Raw genomic sequence first — 16,719 nt, forward strand, 5'->3', positions numbered from 1 at the left:
GGCTCAGCAACCCAGTCATGACGAGGCCGCTGCCGGCCCTGCGTGTTTCCTCAGCCAAGTTTCAAGCTGTGCTGCGGGCTGCGGCCGGGCGTACAGGTAGCCTTGTGCGGTGGTACAGCCGCAAGACTTTAGAAATGCGGCTTGGGCTTCTGTCTCGACGCCTTCGGCCACGATCGCGAGTTGCAGCGCTGAGCCGAGCCCGAGAATGAGTTTCACCACTTGCCCGTCGCTTTCGTCCCGATCGGCGTTCATGACAAACGAGCGGTCGATCTTCAGCACGTCGATGGGCAGGCGACGCAAGTAGGCAAGGCTGGAATACCCCGTCCCGAAATCGTCGATCGCTACCAGCACGCCAATGCCGCGCAGTCGAGACAATACGCCGGAGATCTCCTCGGGGTTGGCCATCAGCACGCTCTCGGTCAGCTCCACCTCCAGGTCACAGGCCGATATCTCGTACTTCTGCGCGAGGCTTGCAATGTATTCAGGCAAGTCGCTTTGCTGCAGCTGCCGGGCCGACACGTTGACTGCAATCTTGATCGTCCCCAGGCCGGCAAGGCGCCAAGCGCGCAACTGGCGGCAGGCTTCCTCCAGCACCCAGTCGCCCAAAGCGTCGATGATGCCCGTGGCCTCGGCCACCGGGATGAACTCGACCGGCGGAATCATGCCCAGCGTCGGGTGATGCCAGCGCACCAACGCTTCCACCCCGCAGGCGACGCCGCTATCAAGTGAGATCTTGGGCTGATAGAACAGTTCCAGCTCACCGTTCGCCACTGCGCCGCGCAATTGCATTTCAAAGTTCAGGCGCTCGACGGCGAGGCTGGTCATGGCCGGCTGGAAGAAGCGATAGGTGCCGCGACCGCCCACCTTCGCAGCGTACATAGCCGCGTCGGCGTTCTTCATCAGGGCCATGGTATCGATTCCGTCGTCTGGAAAGCAAGCAATGCCGATCGATGCGCTCACCTGCATGGCATTGCCATCCAGGATGATCGGCTTCGAGAGGGCCTCGATGAGCTTTTGCGCGACCAGCCCGTAGTTGTGCGGCATTCCCACTCGCGGCAACAGCACGACGAATTCATCGCCGCCCAGGCGCGCCACGGTGTCGGACTTGCGCAGTGAGTTGGCCAACCGCTGGGCCACCTCTTTGAGCAGGGCATCGCCGGCCTCGTGCCCAAGCGAATCATTGATCGACTTGAAGCGATCCAGGTCGATGAACATGAGCCCGAGGGGCTCGCCAGTGCGCTGGGCCGCCGTTATGGCGTGCTCTAACCTGTCTTGCAGAAGCGTGCGGTTCGGCAACCCGGTCAACGTGTCGTGGAATGCCAAATGGCGGATGCGCTCTTCCTTGGAGCGCATCTCGGTGATGTCATGAAATACCCCCACATAGCGTTCCACCCGGCCGTCGCTGTCCGAGACCTTGACCAGGTTCATCCAGGCAAGAAAATCTTCGCCGTCGCGGCGCTTGTTCCACAGCTCACCTTGCCATCGGCCGGCTTGTTCCACGGCAGCCCATATCTCCTGGTAGAACTCGATGCTCTGCCGGTCGCTGCGAAGCACCGCCTCAGGCTGACCGAGGCACTCCTCCAGGGAGTAGCCGGTCAGGGCGGCGAACGCCTGGTTCACCGACACCATGCGCCGATCGGGGTCGATGATCATCACGCCGTCGAGGGTGTTGTGGAACACGCTCGCGGCCAGCCTGAGTTCTTTTTCGTTTCGGGTTCGCTCGGTGATTTCGCGACGCAAGTCATCGTTGGCCGTGGCGAGTTCAGCGGTTCGATTCTCAACCGCCTCTTCAAGTTGAGCCAGCTTCAACCCGGCGTCCTGGGTCGTCTGCCACTTGACCGTCAATGCGCTGGCCAACTGGGAAATCTCGACCGGATCGAACGGCTTCTTCAGGATCAGCAACCGGTCCCGTACTTCCAGCCGGGACAGCACCTCGTCCCAGGACAGGTCAGAGAACGCGGTGCAGATGACGATCTGCAATCTTGGGTCGGCCCGCCACAGCTCTTCGATCGTCTGCACACCGTCCCAGCCAGGCGGCATGCGCATGTCGACGAAAGCCAGTGCGTAGGGGCGCCCGGCCAGGAGGGCGGCCTGGACTTTCTCCAGACCTTCCTGCCCCTGGTAGGCCGAGTCAAGTTCAAAAGTGGGCACAGCGGCTGCGGCCGGATCATCCCCGAACAGCATCGCCTCGACCGCATCGAGTTCGATGGACTCGGTTTGCTGCGGCACCAGAACCTTGCGGAACGCGTCATGGATTGCGACCATGTCGTCTACCAGCAAGATTCGACGGTTCTGCATGGCTGTCATTGCGTGCTTTCCTCGAGTGCGCACGGTATTTCGAGCGTGAATGTCGCTCCTTGGCCCGGCCCTCCGCTCTGCGCGCGCAGCGTCCCACCCATCTCATGAGCGGCGACGATGCAGCTGTGCAAACCAAAACCGTGACCGTTCTCGCGTGTGCTGAAACCATGGGAGAAGATGCGTGTGAGGTTCTCCGCGGCGATGCCTTCGCCGTTGTCGGTCACGCTGATCCGCAACCTCGGGGCCTCCTCCGCGTGATCAAGACGAGCACTCAACGTGATGCGCGCCGGGCGATCGCTGATGGCACTCAGTGCCTGTTTGGCGTTGCTGATCAAGTTCACGAGGATCTGGAGCAGACGGTGCCGGTCCGCTGGCACGGCGGGAACATCTTCCAGTTCTCTGACGACCTCGACTTTGTGGCGCTGCAGGGCGCCTGCGTTCATGCGCAATGCGTCATCCAGCAGTTCGCGGATGTCGACCGGTTCCACGACGCATGACTTGCCGGCATAAGACTGCTGGGTGGCGACGATCTTCTTGACGTGGTCGACGCTTCTGCCGAGCGCAATGAGTTCGTCTGTCATCTCGCCTTGTTCGCGCGCCTGCGCCGCCGCCAGTTCGCGCAGATAGGAGGGCAGCAGCTTGCCCCTGACGTCAGTCGTCAGGAAAGCACCCAGGTCGTCCGCATGGTCGTCCATCATCTGCACGGCGCGGGCCAGCCCTTTGAGCTTGGTGGTTCGCAGCTGCCTGATGACTTGCTCCGCGGAAATGTTGATGCTGGTCAGCACATTCCCAACGTTGTGCAGCACGTTGGTGGCAATCTCTGCCATGCCGGCTAGGCGCGCTGCGCCCAACAGCTGCGACTGAGCTTCCTGCAACTCACGCGTTCGATCCTGCACTCGCTGTTCCAGTTGTTCGTACAGCTGCGCGTTGTCCATGGCGACTGCCAACTGTCCGGCAATCAGCATGACGCTGTCGAGGCCGTGAGCCGAGAATGCACCTGGCGCAAGGCGGTTCTCCAGCAACAGGATCGCACGAGGCGCCCCCTTGCTGTGGATAGGCACCACCAATAGGGAGCAGTGAGCCTGCCCTGCAAAATACGTGTCGGATGCAAACCTAGCGTCGCCCCTTGCATCTGCCACCAACAGTGGCTCAGTCGTGTGCGCGCCAGATCCGAACACCGACAATGGCAGCAAGCCTCGATCGCAGGCTTCGCCCACTGGAAGCAACTCCGAAGGACCGTCTTGCAAAGCGGGTTTCAAGAAGCACCAGCCGCGCAATTCCTCGCTCCATGTGACCACTGATACCGCCGTCGCTCCAGTGATGGCCCCGAGCAGTTCGGTCACCCGCAGCCGTAGCCGATCCATGCTGGTCTCGGAACTCAGCGCATGGATGGCCTCCCGCATGTGATCGAGCGTGAGCTGAAACTGTTCGCGCATGGCATCGATACCACGGACCAGCTGTCCAACCTCGTCATCTCGATCGCTGTGCAGACGCCGCGTCATGTCGCCGTCGACGAGTCCCTTGACGACGTACTGCACATCTTTCAGAGGCCGCGCAATGTAGCGCTGAATGACGAAGCCGAAGATGGCCATGGCGACGACGCACAGCAGTATGCACGCTGCCGTGACTGCATTGCGCAGCTTGTACAGCGGGCTGAGCAGTTCGTCCGCCTGTTGCTCAACAACGATGGTCCAACCGGTGTCGTAGAAAGGCATCGAGGCGCCTAGCATCCGAATGCCGTCAGGACCATCGTAGAAGCCCATGGTCTCGCGGCAACCGGTCGTGCAGCCCGCATTGGTCAGATAGACACCCTCGCTGTTGCACACAATGCCCACGGAGGCGTCCTGACGTGTCACCTTCCACGGATACTCGCTGCCTTTGCGCTTCAAAAGGGCATCCGGATGCGCTCGCGACTCCGTGATCAATACGTTGTCACGATTGACGATGTAGTAGTCAAAAGTCTTTCCCACGCCTGCCAGATAGAACGCGCCGATGCCGGCCATGTTGCCGATCTCGCCGTTGACGATCAGCGTCAGCATGCGGGCGTCGGTATGAACATAGAGCACTCCGTCACGCGCGGGTGAGGCGAAGCTGAGGATAGGCGTGCCCTCGTCGAAGAAAACATCGCCATAACCCAGCCTCGCGTCCACCTTGTGCGTCCACGGACGACCTTCGCGCTTCGGATTCGAGGAGAACTCGATCACCTCATTGCGCACGTAGTCGATAGCGTGATAAGTCGCCGTCGTCGCAATGGCCCGGGTGCCCCGCACGATCTCTTCCCTGAAGGGGTGCGTGTTCAGGTCATAGACATCGGTGGCGACCACGGTGGCGAAGTACCTTCGCGCCGTGGCGGTGTCGGCGTCCTTGAGAAGCTCGGCCAACTGGCGACTCAGTTTGCGGTTCTGGTCGATGAAACGAATCACTCCGTGCTGCTTTGCATCGGTGAAATTCATGAGCCCGCTGACGGCCGTCTTGACCTCCAGATCGACAACCCTGCTGTAGAAAGCGTAGGTGCCAGCAAACAGAATGGGCAAGAAGACCAGGCCAGCGAGGGCGACGATGCGCCATTTCAGCGAAGGGATGTCGATTTTCACGGGGATGGGCTTGGTGAGCGCGGGGACGGGCGGCGTCGCGCCAGATGCGCAACTCACCTCCATAGCGGCATCCATGGCGAAAGGCTGTCATCATTCGCGCGGACTAAAGCCGGTTGGTCGGTACTTTCCCACAGCGACGCAACCTTTCCAGGCTAAGGTGATCGTCCTACCGGCCGATACTGCGCCATGGCGCACGCTGAGCTTGCGAGAAGGGCATTGCATGGCATACCTGAATGCGCATGCCACACCTGCGCTGGGAGTTTCTTCAGTCAAACCGCTATGTCCGGCGGATTCAAACGAACAGGCGTTCGTTCCCGCACATGGCTCCTTCTGTGCGCGCGGCCACGCCATCGCGGTGACAATGCGCCCCGACCAAGCGCACAGCCACGGTCGTTTTGAGGCGCAGCTTTGGCAGCGACTGGCCGAGGGTGGCGAGCGACTGGTCGCCACCGAGCTGCTGGCGGCGCCCGCAACACGTTGGAATCGAGCTCCAGCCCCGTTCCGAGCCGTGCTTAGGCCAGGGCGCATCCACCGGGTGGCGCCCGCGGCGGCCCCGCCGGAAATCGGCGGCTCAGCGTGCCGGGTCGTGATCGTTCGCATGGACCTGCCCGAGGCGCACGGCTTCAGCCGCGTGATCGAAGTGGCGCCGGCTTAGCGGCTGGAGCGCCGCCGATACGCCTTGCGTTGTACCGAGGCACGCCGCCATGAACGGCGGCCTCTATCCGAGAAACGCCGTGCCGGCCGGTTTCGGCATGTGACTGTCCACCGGTGCCGTCCGGTGTTGGGCATGCCGTGCGCCGAGGCCGATATGCAGCCTCTTCGCATCATGCGACGCCGCTTCGGGGCAGGCGTTCGACAAACGCCGCAGCTTCGAAAATGAGGCACAAGGGTCGGCGCTGTGTGCCGGCAGATGTACGCTCGATTCGCGGGGGTCTCGATGCTGCAACTTGCACAACCGATGGTCGGGAGCCAGAGTGCCCTTCCAGCGCACATGATGGGGCCCAACCCGACACAGGACAACGCACGCCTGCAGTCGCAAGCGGTGCAAACGGCGCTGATGGCGGCAATGACCTTGATGGCCGCGTTCATCAAGCAGATGTCTGCGCAAGGCGCCGGCTGCGGCGCCGACAACGGTCTGCAGGGTATGGCCGGCGCGCTCGGCGGGGTGGGCGGGCCGGCTCAGGTCGGCGGCTTCGGCGCGCCCGGCCAGCTCGGCCAGAAGCAGGTGCAGACGGTGAGCGTGCTCGGCCGCTACGAGGGCCAGTTCGGCAAGTCGGGCATCACTGAAGAGCAGATGCGTGAAAAGCTCAAGAGCAAGGACACGCCACCCGACCTGAAGAGCGCGCTGCAGGCCGTGCTCGACAGCAAGGGCGATCCCAACGGCCTGTATGCCAGGCTCGACAGCGCGAAGAACGGCAAGAGCGACGGCAAGATCAGCTCGAAGGACATCAACAAGCTGCAGGAACTGCCCGAGGTGCAGGCGTTCAGCCGCCAGCGTGCACAGAGCTACAAGAACAACTACCTGCCGTCGGATGCGGGCAGCGACCCCTCGAAGGGTGGGCGTCCGATCACCGAGAACGACGCGATGCGCGAGCTGTACAAATATTCCGACCACCTGCCCGGCAAGCACATCGGCCCGGACACCTTCCGCGACATCGTCAACGGCAAGGCCGACATGAAAAAGTGCCCGCCGCAGGTGGTGGCCGCCGCCCAGTACTACCTGGACCACCCCGACCAATGGAAGAAGTTCGGCGGCGAGGACGGCCTGGCCGGCAAGCACGAGCTGGGCAACAAGGTGGCCACTCACTACCAGCTGACTGCAAAGGAAGACCGGGCCGTCAAGACGCTGGACGAGAACCGCGACCTCTTCTTCGCCGACGGCAACCTCAAGCGTGGCAAGCTCGAAGAGTTGTCCAAGCACAAGGATCCGAAGATCGCCGAAGCGGCTACCACGCTGCTGACCAGCCAGACCCTGTTCGGCGTGCTGGACAACGGCAAGCATGGCCACAAGGGCAACCTCTGGAACGCTGCCGACGACGGGCAGATCGGCAAGGGGGACCTGGACAAGTTCAAGCAGGTCCGCGACCCGACGGTGGCGCCGGAACCCAAGGGCCATGCGAACAACCCGCACGCCGACCCTACGGCGGTGCAGGAAATGGCCTGCGGCCAGATGAACCAGCCGGACATCAAGTCCAAGAAGGGAGGCGGCCTGCGCGATTTCGTCAGCGGCCTGCTCGGCGGGTTGTCGAAGGTGTTCGAAGTGCTGACCAGCGTGGTGTCCAACACCATCGGCCGCATTCCCGGCATCGGCAAGCTGCTGTCGGCTCCTGCCGAGATCGTCGGTGGAGCGATCTCCGGCGGGCTGAACGTGGCCAAGACGGCCACCGACGGCGGCAACGTCGGCAAGGCCGCGAAGGACTTCGGCTTCGACATGATGGAGACGAGCATCTCCGCCACCACCGGTATCGTCGACCCGACCGGCGTCGCGTCCGGCATGTTCGCCCACGGCATGCGCTCGCTGGCGGACCCGAACACGAAGTTCGACCCGGCACAAGCGCTCAACCCGCTGTAGCACGCGGCCCCGAGACCCGGCCGGGCGGGGCGGCGACACCCTAAGTCTTGGGATGGCTCCTGCCGGTGAGGCCCGCACAATGGCGCACAGACACGGGGCGGGCCTGCTGTGGCGCCCGGTCCTCTTCTCGAGCCACCTGGAGCTTCTGCATGCAAGCCTTGCCCGACTTGTCGTTCGGCGCTGCCGATCGCGGCTTTCCGCTGCCGGATCGTCTGCGTCGTCCGATGGAAAGCCTGTTCGGCGTGAACTTCGAAGCGGTCCGGGTGCATGTCGGCACGCAGGCGACAGCGCTCGGCGTGCCGGCTTTCAATCATGGCAGCGACCTGTACTTCGCGCCTCGCGCCTTCGAGCCGGACACTGCAGCCGGGCGCCAGTTGATCGGCCATGAACTGGCGCATGTGCGCCAGCAGCAGCAAGGGCGCGTGCCGGGCGGTGCGGTCGGCGCACCCGTGCACCTGCTCGTCGATGCCCGGCTGGAGGCCGAAGCCGATCACATGGGCGTGCTGGCGGCGGCAGGTTCTCTGGGGGCAGTCACGCCTTCGGTGGCCCCCGCGTCTCAGGGCTACCGGTGGCATGTCCTGCAAGCGACGCTGAAGTTCCGCGGGGCCGACGGGAAGGTGCGCACGTACCACGACGCGGAAGCTGCTTACCGCGATATTCGCGACCATGTGTCGGGCGGGTTTCACAACTTCTTCCTGCACCTGAAGCGGGAGATCATCCCCATCCTCAGGGAATGGATCAGTGCGCACGGCGGCGACGACCCGACGGCGTGGCGCATCCGCAGGGAGCTCGGCCAGCAGCGCCACATCCTCGAGTTCGGCGACTACACCAATATGGCGCGCGCGGTGATGGGCGAGTTTCTTGCGCGCGAAGCCCTGGACGAAAGCGAAACCCGCCTGGCGCGGGCCACGGTGCAGTCGCGCTACATCGGCAGCCATCTGGCGTCGCTGCTCGACAAGGTGCGCATGAAGGTCTCCGGCCCGGCCGCGCCGCAGGTGCTGGCGCCGCTGCTCGACGAGAAGGCGCAGCTCAAGCTGCCCTATCAGCCCCTTTACAAGAAGGCCGGTGCCAACATCGCCCGGGTGCTGAAGCAGCCCGACGCCTACTACTTCGAAGACCGCGTCGTCACCTTGCACGACATCACCGAATTCCTCAAGAAGAACAGCCCGTCAGCGGTGGAAGTGCCGCCGGAGAAGAGCAGCGGCACCTACTTCCGCATCAACGAATTCGGCAAGCCCGAGTACAGCCGCCGCGTCATCCAGGGCACCGCCGATTTCCGCTACAAGGCCCAGGCCGACGAGCCGGACCGCTACACGCTGAAGGAGAACAGCGGCTACGTCATGGCGGCAAGGGTGCAGGGCATTCCGATCTGGGCCGGGCCGTCGTTCACCACCGGGCGCCTGATGCGGATGGCCGAATGGGCCGGTGCCACGCCGCAGGAGTACGAGGCGCTGGCCTGGGCCATCTTCGCGTTCTGGAACCAGTGCTACCCGACCTCGTCGACCTGGGTGCACCGTTTCCATGAAGTGATGGACATGGCGGCCAACTGGGGCGTGCCGTTCGTGCCCTTCACCTATCCCGCTGACATTCCCCCGAACACCGGTGGCTCGCTGACAGCCAAGCTATGACGGCGGTGCTCCCCGCTCTTGCCCATCGCAGCGCTCGAACCGGGACAGCCCACTAGCCGTCTCGATGATCCTGCGTCCGCGTGCCGTCGGCAAATCGGTCCATGAGGGTCGCAAGCGTCGCTCTGCTGCAGGGTTTGGTCAGAAAGGCGTCCATGCCCGCATTGCGGCACTCGATCTGGTTGCTGTCCGAAACATCGGCGGTCAGCGCCACCATCGGTGTCCGGGGCGACTGGCGTTTCAACTCGACGCTTCTCCATGTCCTGGCCACTTCGTAGCCTGACATCTTGGGCAGCATGCAATCGAGCAGAACCAGATCGAACGAACGGGTCGAGAGTTCTTGCAAAGCCGTTTCGCCGTCTGGCGCCACCGCACACGAACACCCGAGACTTTCGAGTTGTGCCCGGGTCACCATGGCATTGACGGGGTTGTCTTCCACGATCAGCACGTGGCTCTCGCGGGCTGCAGCGCTCGGCGTTGGCGGGAACTCCGGCAGCGGGGCCGCGCCGCTGTGGGCGAATCGACCCGCCAGGCCCGGCATGTCGCGATGACCTGCCGGCACATGCGTCGCGGCCTCGAGCTCCAGCGTCAGTGAGAAGACGGACCCGACGCCAGGCGCACTGCTGAAATTCAGGCTGCCTCCTGCAAGTTCTGCCAGGCGTCGGCAGATGGGAAGACCGAGGCCGGTACCGCCTGCCGTTCTTTGGGCCGAGTCGTCGGCCTGTGCGAAAACGCCGAAGATCACCAACCGGGCCGCCTCGTCGATGCCCATTCCCGTATCGCGCACCTGAACGTACAGGCGGTGGCACGTCTGGGTGTGTTGGACGGGCGAGACGTCGAGGTCTATCCAGACGCCACCGGAGTGCGTGAACTTGATCGCGTTGCTGACCAAATGCGCAAGGATCAAGCCGACGTGCTCGGCGTCGCCCATCAGAAGAGGCCGATCGGTGGGCGTTACCTGCAGCTCTAGCGACAGACCCTTCGTATGGGCGGTGTCGCGGAACATGCGGTGCACTTCCCGCGCAATGGCTGCAGCGTCGAACGGCTCGCGGCGCACGGGGACGGCCTGGGCCTCCAGTTGCGACAACTGCAGGATGTCGTCGATGAGGCTCATCATGTGCCGGGCCGATCGGGACAATGTCGCCAGGTGACGGTTCCTCTCGTCCTGCGAGTCGCTGTGCGATATGAGTTCGACCGTTCCGAGCACGCCGTTCATCGGCGTGCGGATCTCGTGGCTCATCGTCGCGAGGAACCGGGTCTTCGCCTGGTTGGCCGCCTCGGCAGCCATGCGCAAACGGTCGGTCCTTGCATACTCGCCTTCGCGCTGACGCAGCAATCGTTCGAGCGCCCCGAAGGTCACCATCAGCAGTACGAGACCCGCGATCGTCAGGCCGGCAAGCCCCCAGGCCTGTTTTCTCCAGTCGGCCAGAAACAGCGAATCGCTCACCGCCACCATCACCAGCGCGGCATGCCCGTCGAGATGATGGACAGCCCGCAGGGTGCTGGTTTCTGATCCGGCGCGGGTCTCCCATGCCGCGAGCTTGGACAGGCCGATGACCGTGTCTCGTTGCTGCACCGCTGGCAGGGGGCCGGATGGATCGAATTGCTTGCCGACGCCGTCGTCGCCGGCGGGTGCCCGAGCCAGGATGGTCAAGTCGTCGCGCATCAACGTGATCGCCGCCTGACCGGGCTCGAGGCGCTCGCCTTGCAGGCGCACCGCATCAAAGAAGCGCTGGAGAGAGAGGCAGGAGATCCCGGCCGTCACGACCCCGAGAAAGAGGTCATTTTTCGAGGCAACGCGGTCGCTCAGGTAGAACGTCCACTTACCGCCACGGCCCCTCTGCGGTGCGCTCAGGAATCGCGATTCCTGCGGGTGGTTTTTCAGGTACTCGAAATCGCGGTCGAACTCGACAGAGATCGGCGGGGTGGGGTACGACCGCGAGTCGTTGAGCAACCGCCCTTCGGCGGAGACGATCGCCACCACTTCCAGCATGTGCAGCGAGGCTGTGCGTCGTCGAAGCACCCGGTGCATCTCGTGCGTGGACGCGTGGGCGGAAAACTGCGCGGGGTCTCCTGCGCTCAGCTCCTGCAGGTTGCTGCCGATGCCGCTCAGCAAAATGCCCGTGGAGGTGAGCACTTCTGAGGCGTGTGAAGCGATGACGACCGCCAGGTTGTCGGCCTGCATCTGCCAGGCGCGACGAGCCACCCGTTCGAGCATCACAGAGGCGAGTAGCGCACCGGAGACCAGCAATACGGCCAGTGCGACGCCAATCCAGCGTATCCACCGGCTGCCTTGCCAGGCCCTCGGGGACTCCATGCAGGCCTCTCATGAGTGCCGATCACGTCGATCGGAGCCATTCTTGCTCAAACTCAGCCCGGTGTCGGCTTTTCGTTGCGCGTCGTTGCAACGCATCCCGCGTCGCTGGTTGTCCCTCGATGAAGGGACAGATCCGGCCGGCGATCTCGGATAGCCTGCCGTTTTCCATTTCCACTGGCGCGCGGGTCGAATGGAAGTGGTTTCCATTTTTTCTAAGGTCGGCCCCACGAAGCAGCGCTGCGAGCACAGGCTCGGCTCGTGGGGGCCGAGCAAGCACCTTCAGGAGTCGATATGGCAGCCGGTGAAGCACCTGGGCCGCTCTGCAGTCTGAAATCCATCCAGGCGGTCAACGATGGAACGACCGCCCGCACCGCTTCTCCTGCGCCCGGCACCTTGTGTTCTGAGCGGGCAGAGGTATACGCGCATACGCAGACGCTGGTGGGCTTGCTGAGTGCCGGTCAGGGCACTCCCGCGTCCGAGGCGCTGATCGCGGACTATCGCAGGCGCATACAGACCCAGCGGACCCGGCTGGCATTGCGGGCGCTGCGCGACATGAAAGAGATCAGACGCGAAGTGTGGGTGACGCTGAATCGGGAGCAGCGCATCGCGGCGCTGCGGGAAGTGCATCGCATCTATGCAGCGGCTTTCGGCATGGCGCCTTCGGCCATGAGCTTCGAGCGGTTGCCGCCGAACGGTCGCGCCACGGTCTACGGCGTGTACGTCGCGAACGAGCGCTTGCTGAAGGTGGAAGAACGGTTGATCGAGCCGATGCATCTGCGGCCCGAGCAGGCCGTGGTGGAGCTGGTGTGCACGGTGGTTCATGAAAGCCGGCACTACCTCCAGTGGCGCGTGCTGCGGCGTCCGAACTCCTTTCCCAGTTTCTGGCAGGCGAAGGAATGGGCGGACGACTACTCCCGCACGTCCGATCCGTCGGGCGACCCCGAAGGCTACCGGAAACAGCCGGTCGAGGCCGACGCCTTTGCGGTTGAGGAGCTGGCGCGTGCGATGCTGTACCCCGACACGCTGTCGGTGCAGCCGTACGCCGATTGAGCGTGGGAGCGCTGCGGTTCGAGAACGGCTGCGTCCGGCAGCCGCGAGCCCCCGGGCAGGGCGTCACCGGCGCACCAGCCCTTCCTTGGGGCCCAGGGCGAGCTGCGACACCGGGGTGCGGTTGTTGACGGCCGGGTCCTGGCAGGCCAGCAGGCGCCGCCAGCCCGGCTCGAGCTGCCACCGAGCCGGCACGCGAGGGCTGCTGCTGGTGCGGTCGCAAACCGGCCAGTACCGGTGCGATTCTGGCGTTTGTGCGGTGCCCGTCAGCCCGGGGTCTTCTTCAGGCACTGGCTCATGAACTGCTTGCGCTCGTCGCCTTTCAGGTCCTTGGCCTCGGCGTTGCAGCTCTTCATCTTGTTCTGCTGCGCCTTTTGCTTGTCGGTCAGGCAGTCTTTCATGAAGGCCTTGCGCTCGTCGCCCTTCATTTCGCCGGCGGCCTGATTGCATTCGGCCATCTTGCTCTGCTGCCTGGTCGGCTCGGGCGGTTGAGCCTGGGCCCCGGCCAGCGTGGACGTCACGGACAGGCCGACGGCGGCCAGAAGCATGCACGGTTTCATTTGCGCGTTCCGGAAGTGGAGAGTCGGCATGCTATGCCGGCACGACACCCGCGTGCATGGCGGCGGCAGGGCAGTGTCGCGCCGCCGATACAAGAGCGCAAGACGCGTGCGAGCGGTTTCAGGCGAGAGCGGATTCCGGGTGATTGAGCGCATCGGCCGGGACACCGCCCGTCAGTGCGGCGACGATGTTGTCCGCCGCCCGATGCTCGATCGCGAGTCGCACACCGTGCACCGCCGAACCAAGATGCGGCGTGAACAACGTGTTCGGCGCGTCCAGCAGCGCGGTCGGGATGCGCGCGGGTCGCTCGGGCAGCCCCCAGTCCTCGCAGCCGAACACGTCGGCCGCGTAACCCCCGAGCCGGCCCGAATGCAACGCTGCCGCAACGGCCTGCTCATCGACCACCGAGCCGCGGCCGACGTTGACGAGCTGCTGCCCGGCAGCGGCACGGGCCAGACGCTCGGCATCGACAAGGTGGTGTGTATCGGGCCGCAGCGGCACGGCCAGGAACACGAGCTGCGCAACGGCCATGGCTTCGTGCAGCGCCGCCGGCTGTGCGGCCGGGTGGCGCACCTGCGGGTCCACGCCGAGGATGCGCGTGCACCCGAAGCCGCGCAGGCGCTCGACGATCGCCGCACCCACCCGGCCCAGCCCCACCATCGCCACCGTTGCGCCGTGCAGGCCGGTGCCGTACAGGTGCGCGCGCCAGCCGGCGTAGTGGGTCCGGCGCACGTACTCGTCGCCGGCTCGCAGATGCCGGCCCAAGCCGATCGCCAAGCCCAGCGCCAGCTCGGCGGTCGGCTCGGTCAGAAGGTCGGGCACGATGCTGAGCCAGACGCCGCGGCGGCTGCAGGCGTCGACGTCGTAGGCGTCATAGCCTTTCAGCGCGCAGGCGACGATGCGCAGGTCGGCAGCTTCGGCCAGCAGTGCATCGTCGACACGGTCGGTCATGAATCCCATCATCGCGCTCGCGCCGCGCAGCCTCACGGCCAGTTCCCCAGCGGACCACGGTTCGAGTCCGGTATTCATCTCGACACTGCCCAGCGCTTCGAGCCGCGCGCGCACCTCGTCGTGGATGCGGTTCGTGACGACGATACGGGGCGGGTGATTCATCGGTTTCCTACTTCAGTTTGCGGCGCAGCATTGCACCGATCGCGTCGACGACAACGACGCAGGCGAGGATGGTCAGCAAAATGGCGCTGACCTCGTCGTACTTGATCAGGCGCAGCGCCGCCATCAACTCGAAGCCGATGCCGCCGGCGCCGACGATGCCGAGCACCGCAGACGCCCGGAAGTGGTATTCCCATCGATAGACCGTGATGTCGGCCAGTTGCGGCAGCACCTGCGGCAGCACGGCATGCGTGATCACCTGGAAGCGGCTGGCACCGGCCGCGTGCGCTGCCTCCAGCGGCCTGGGGTCGACGTGCTCGATGGCTTCGGCATAGAACTTCGCCACCATGCCGACCGAGTGGAAGGCCAGCGCCAGCACGCCGGGCAGCGCGCCGAAGCCGACGGCGGCGACGAACAGGATGCCGAGGATGATTTCGGGCACCGAGCGCAGTGCCGCCAGCAGCGTGCGCGTCGCACGATACAGCACCGGGTGGGGCGTGGTGTTGGGCGCGGCCAGCAGCGCCAGCGGCAGCGACAGCACGACTGCCAGCGCGGTGCCGGCGACCGACATCGCCATTGTGTCGAGCAGCGGTTTCATCCAGTGCTGCCAGCGCGTGAAGTCGGGCGGCACCATCTCGGAGGCGAGCTGCGCGATGGCGGGCGCGCCCTCGACAAAGCGTGCTGCATCGAAGAAGCCGGCGATGGCCAGCGACACCATGCACACCGCGGCGACGCCGAGGGCCAGGCGCCACTGCCGGGCGGCGCGCTCCCGGGCAGAGGTCAGGATCGCCGCGTAGGGCGAGACGGTGGCTATCGTCATCACTTCATCCGAGCCAGATCGAGCTTCAGCACGGTGGCGGTATCGCGCAAGACGTCGTAAGCGCTGTCGTCGGTGGGCAGGAAGCCTTCGACGCGGAAGGACTTCAACACCTCCTGGTCCTTCAAGCCGAGGAAGGCGTTGCGCAGCGAAGTCTTCAGCTCGGGTGCCAGCGAGCCTTGCATCACCAGCGGGTAGTTCGGGATCGGGGCCGACAGGTCGAGCTGCACGATCTTGCCGGCGTCGATCATGCCGCGCTTGACGAGGCTGTCGAGGATCACCTTGGACAAGGCGCCCGCCGGTACCTGGCCAGCCTGCACCGCGCGTGCCACCGCGTCGTGCGTGCCCAGGTGCACCGGCTTGTAGTCGGCATCGCCCGACAGGCCGGCCTTCTTCAGCAGGTGCGCACGGGGTGCCAGGTGGCTGGAGGTGGAGGCCTGGTCGCCGAATCCGAAGGGTTTGCCGCGCACGTCCGCGAGCTTGGCAACGGGGCCGCCGGCCGTGGCGATCAGCACCGATTGGTACGTGGGCGAGCCCTTCTCGACGCCGACGGCGAAGGGCTCGATACCGGGCGCGCGTGACTTTGCGAGCACGTACGAAAAGGGGCCGAAGTAGGCAACCTCGATGCGGCCGAAGCGCATCGCCTCGATCATCGACGAATAGTCCGTGGTGACGATGATCTCGATGTCCTTGTTCAGCGCTTTCTCGAGATGCGCCTTCAGCGGCTGCGCATTCTGGATCAGCGTGGCTGCGTTCTCGTCCGGCAGCAGCGCGACCCGCAGGCGTGCCGGGTTGGCGTTTTGCGCATGCACGAGAGGCGACAGCGCGGCCAGCGCGATCGAGGCGGCGAGCAGGTGGCGACGGTTCATATGGGACTCCGTTGAACGACGAGGAACGTGAAAAGGCCGGCTCAGGTGCCGGCCGGGCCGTAGAGTTCGAGCACGGCCTGCGAGCCCAGTGCGGACGGCGCGCCGTCGAAGACGACCGCGCCGCCCTTGAGCCCGACGATGCGGTCGGCATGCCGGCGCGCCAGCTCCACCTGGTGCAGGCTGACCACCGCGGTCAGGCCGTCGCTGCGGCAGATGCGCTGCATCAGGCTCAGCAAATGCTCGGCCGTGGCGGGGTCGAGGCTGGCCACCGGCTCGTCGGCCAGCAGCACGCGCGGTTGCTGCACCAGGGCGCGCGCCACGCCGACACGCTGCTGCTGGCCGCCGGAAAGTTCGTCGGCGCGATCCAGCGCGCGATCGAGCAGCCCGACCCGTTCGATGGCGGCCAGCGCCGATTCCTTTTCGCTGCGCGACCAGGGACGCAGCGTGGCCCACGACGAGTGGTAGCCGAGCCGGCCCATCAAGACGTTGCTGAGCACCGAAAGCCGCCCGATCAGGTGGTGCTGCTGGAACACCATGCCGGTGCTGCGCCGGTGCTGTTGCAGGGCGGCCGCACTGCGCAGCTCGCCGATGCCGTCGACGCTCACGGTGCCGGCCGTGGGCCGCACCAGCCCGTTCAGGCAGCGCAGCAGCGTCGACTTGCCGGCGCCCGAGGCACCGAGCAGCACCGTGAAGCGGCCCGGCTCGAAGACCAGCGAGGTGGCTTGCAACGCCTGTGTGCCGTTGGGGTAGCGCACCTCGACAGCGGCGGTGCGCAACGCCGTGCCGGTGCGCGCTGCGGGGACCGCAGGTGCTGCGGGCGCGGCGTCGGCAAGGAATCTCAGGCTGGCGGTCATGCGGCGTCCTTGGAAAACCACTTCAATGCCGGCCAGTGTCGAAGCCGTGTGTGACAGG

At 65.1% G+C, this 16,719-nt stretch carries 13 protein-coding genes; 4 read left to right on the plus strand and 9 right to left on the minus strand.

What is annotated here, in order from left to right; translation table 11 throughout:
- Nucleotides 1-15: 15 nt before the first annotated feature.
- Both M8A51_RS04680 and M8A51_RS26460 read right to left on the minus strand, forming a co-directional pair.
- Complete coding sequence (locus M8A51_RS04680) at nucleotides 16-2,307, minus strand: EAL domain-containing protein (protein WP_251776957.1); 2,292 nt, start codon at nucleotides 2,305-2,307, stop codon at nucleotides 16-18.
- Nucleotides 2,304-4,892, minus strand: coding sequence for a sensor histidine kinase (locus M8A51_RS26460; RefSeq protein ID WP_251776958.1), 2,589 nt, complete (start codon nucleotides 4,890-4,892; stop codon nucleotides 2,304-2,306). The genes M8A51_RS04680 and M8A51_RS26460 overlap by 4 nt, the downstream gene beginning before the upstream one ends.
- A 220-nt stretch (nucleotides 4,893-5,112) precedes the next feature.
- Here M8A51_RS26460 and M8A51_RS04690 point away from each other — a divergent pair, with 220 nt between their 5' ends.
- The 3 genes from M8A51_RS04690 to M8A51_RS04700 all read left to right on the plus strand — a co-directional run bounded on the left by M8A51_RS04690 (nucleotide 5,113) and on the right by M8A51_RS04700 (nucleotide 9,092).
- Nucleotides 5,113-5,547, plus strand: coding sequence for a hypothetical protein (locus tag M8A51_RS04690; RefSeq protein WP_251776959.1), 435 nt, complete (start codon nucleotides 5,113-5,115; stop codon nucleotides 5,545-5,547).
- A gap of 336 nt (nucleotides 5,548-5,883) precedes the next feature.
- Nucleotides 5,884-7,464 (plus strand): HrpF/NolX family T3SS translocon protein, encoded by a 1,581-nt coding sequence (locus tag M8A51_RS04695; RefSeq protein ID WP_251776960.1) that lies wholly within the window; start codon nucleotides 5,884-5,886, stop codon nucleotides 7,462-7,464.
- Nucleotides 7,465-7,613: 149 nt separating this feature from the next.
- Complete coding sequence (locus M8A51_RS04700) at nucleotides 7,614-9,092, plus strand: eCIS core domain-containing protein (protein WP_251776961.1); 1,479 nt, start codon at nucleotides 7,614-7,616, stop codon at nucleotides 9,090-9,092.
- A 52-nt stretch (nucleotides 9,093-9,144) separates the two neighbouring features.
- On the opposite strand, the gene M8A51_RS04705 is transcribed toward M8A51_RS04700, so the two are convergent.
- Nucleotides 9,145-11,406 (minus strand): hybrid sensor histidine kinase/response regulator, encoded by a 2,262-nt coding sequence (locus M8A51_RS04705; RefSeq protein WP_251776962.1) that lies wholly within the window; start codon nucleotides 11,404-11,406, stop codon nucleotides 9,145-9,147.
- A 291-nt stretch (nucleotides 11,407-11,697) separates the two neighbouring features.
- Here M8A51_RS04705 and M8A51_RS04710 point away from each other — a divergent pair, with 291 nt between their 5' ends.
- Nucleotides 11,698-12,456: a hypothetical protein gene (locus M8A51_RS04710; RefSeq protein ID WP_251776963.1), complete on the plus strand. Its 759-nt coding sequence runs from the start codon at nucleotides 11,698-11,700 to the stop codon at nucleotides 12,454-12,456.
- Nucleotides 12,457-12,519: 63 nt separating this feature from the next.
- Here M8A51_RS04710 and M8A51_RS26220 read toward each other — a convergent pair whose 3' ends face one another.
- The 6 genes from M8A51_RS26220 to phnC all read right to left on the minus strand — a co-directional run bounded on the left by M8A51_RS26220 (nucleotide 12,520) and on the right by phnC (nucleotide 16,661).
- Nucleotides 12,520-12,648, minus strand: a complete 129-nt coding sequence (locus tag M8A51_RS26220) for a hypothetical protein (protein WP_259371838.1) — start codon at nucleotides 12,646-12,648, stop codon at nucleotides 12,520-12,522.
- Nucleotides 12,649-12,719: 71 nt separating this feature from the next.
- Nucleotides 12,720-13,013: a PsiF family protein gene (locus tag M8A51_RS04715; protein ID WP_251776964.1), complete on the minus strand. Its 294-nt coding sequence runs from the start codon at nucleotides 13,011-13,013 to the stop codon at nucleotides 12,720-12,722.
- 118 nt (nucleotides 13,014-13,131) lie between these two features.
- The gene (locus M8A51_RS04720) at nucleotides 13,132-14,124 is read right to left on the minus strand and encodes an NAD(P)-dependent oxidoreductase (RefSeq protein WP_251776965.1); all 993 of its coding nucleotides are present in this window, start codon (nucleotides 14,122-14,124) and stop codon (nucleotides 13,132-13,134) included.
- 7 nt (nucleotides 14,125-14,131) lie between these two features.
- Nucleotides 14,132-14,941: a phosphonate ABC transporter, permease protein PhnE gene (phnE, locus tag M8A51_RS04725; protein WP_259371839.1), complete on the minus strand. Its 810-nt coding sequence runs from the start codon at nucleotides 14,939-14,941 to the stop codon at nucleotides 14,132-14,134.
- Nucleotides 14,941-15,807: a phosphate/phosphite/phosphonate ABC transporter substrate-binding protein gene (gene phnD, locus M8A51_RS04730; protein ID WP_251776966.1), complete on the minus strand. Its 867-nt coding sequence runs from the start codon at nucleotides 15,805-15,807 to the stop codon at nucleotides 14,941-14,943. The genes phnE and phnD overlap by 1 nt, the downstream gene beginning before the upstream one ends.
- 41 nt (nucleotides 15,808-15,848) lie before the next feature.
- Nucleotides 15,849-16,661, minus strand: coding sequence for a phosphonate ABC transporter ATP-binding protein (gene phnC, locus M8A51_RS04735; RefSeq protein WP_259371840.1), 813 nt, complete (start codon nucleotides 16,659-16,661; stop codon nucleotides 15,849-15,851).
- Nucleotides 16,662-16,719: the final 58 nt, after the last annotated feature.

The organism is Caldimonas mangrovi, assembly GCF_023721835.1.
GTDB classification, from domain to species: Bacteria; Pseudomonadota; Gammaproteobacteria; order Burkholderiales; family Burkholderiaceae_C; genus Caldimonas; species Caldimonas mangrovi.

What these genes read in the sequence shown, in the direction of transcription:
- M8A51_RS04680 (WP_251776957.1), bottom strand. Translation starts at nt 2,307, where the DNA reads ATGACAGCCATGCAGAACCGTCGAATCTTGCTGGTAGACGACATGGTC.
- M8A51_RS04690 (WP_251776959.1), top strand. Translation starts at nt 5,113, where the DNA reads ATGGCATACCTGAATGCGCATGCCACACCTGCGCTGGGAGTTTCTTCA.
- M8A51_RS04695 (WP_251776960.1), top strand. Translation starts at nt 5,884, where the DNA reads ATGATGGGGCCCAACCCGACACAGGACAACGCACGCCTGCAGTCGCAA.
- M8A51_RS04700 (WP_251776961.1), top strand. Translation starts at nt 7,614, where the DNA reads ATGCAAGCCTTGCCCGACTTGTCGTTCGGCGCTGCCGATCGCGGCTTT.
- M8A51_RS04705 (WP_251776962.1), bottom strand. Translation starts at nt 11,406, where the DNA reads ATGGAGTCCCCGAGGGCCTGGCAAGGCAGCCGGTGGATACGCTGGATT.
- M8A51_RS04710 (WP_251776963.1), top strand. Translation starts at nt 11,698, where the DNA reads ATGGCAGCCGGTGAAGCACCTGGGCCGCTCTGCAGTCTGAAATCCATC.
- M8A51_RS04715 (WP_251776964.1), bottom strand. Translation starts at nt 13,013, where the DNA reads ATGAAACCGTGCATGCTTCTGGCCGCCGTCGGCCTGTCCGTGACGTCC.
- M8A51_RS04720 (WP_251776965.1), bottom strand. Translation starts at nt 14,124, where the DNA reads ATGAATCACCCGCCCCGTATCGTCGTCACGAACCGCATCCACGACGAG.
- phnE (WP_259371839.1), bottom strand. Translation starts at nt 14,941, where the DNA reads ATGACGATAGCCACCGTCTCGCCCTACGCGGCGATCCTGACCTCTGCC.
- phnD (WP_251776966.1), bottom strand. Translation starts at nt 15,807, where the DNA reads ATGAACCGTCGCCACCTGCTCGCCGCCTCGATCGCGCTGGCCGCGCTG.
- phnC (WP_259371840.1), bottom strand. Translation starts at nt 16,661, where the DNA reads ATGACCGCCAGCCTGAGATTCCTTGCCGACGCCGCGCCCGCAGCACCT.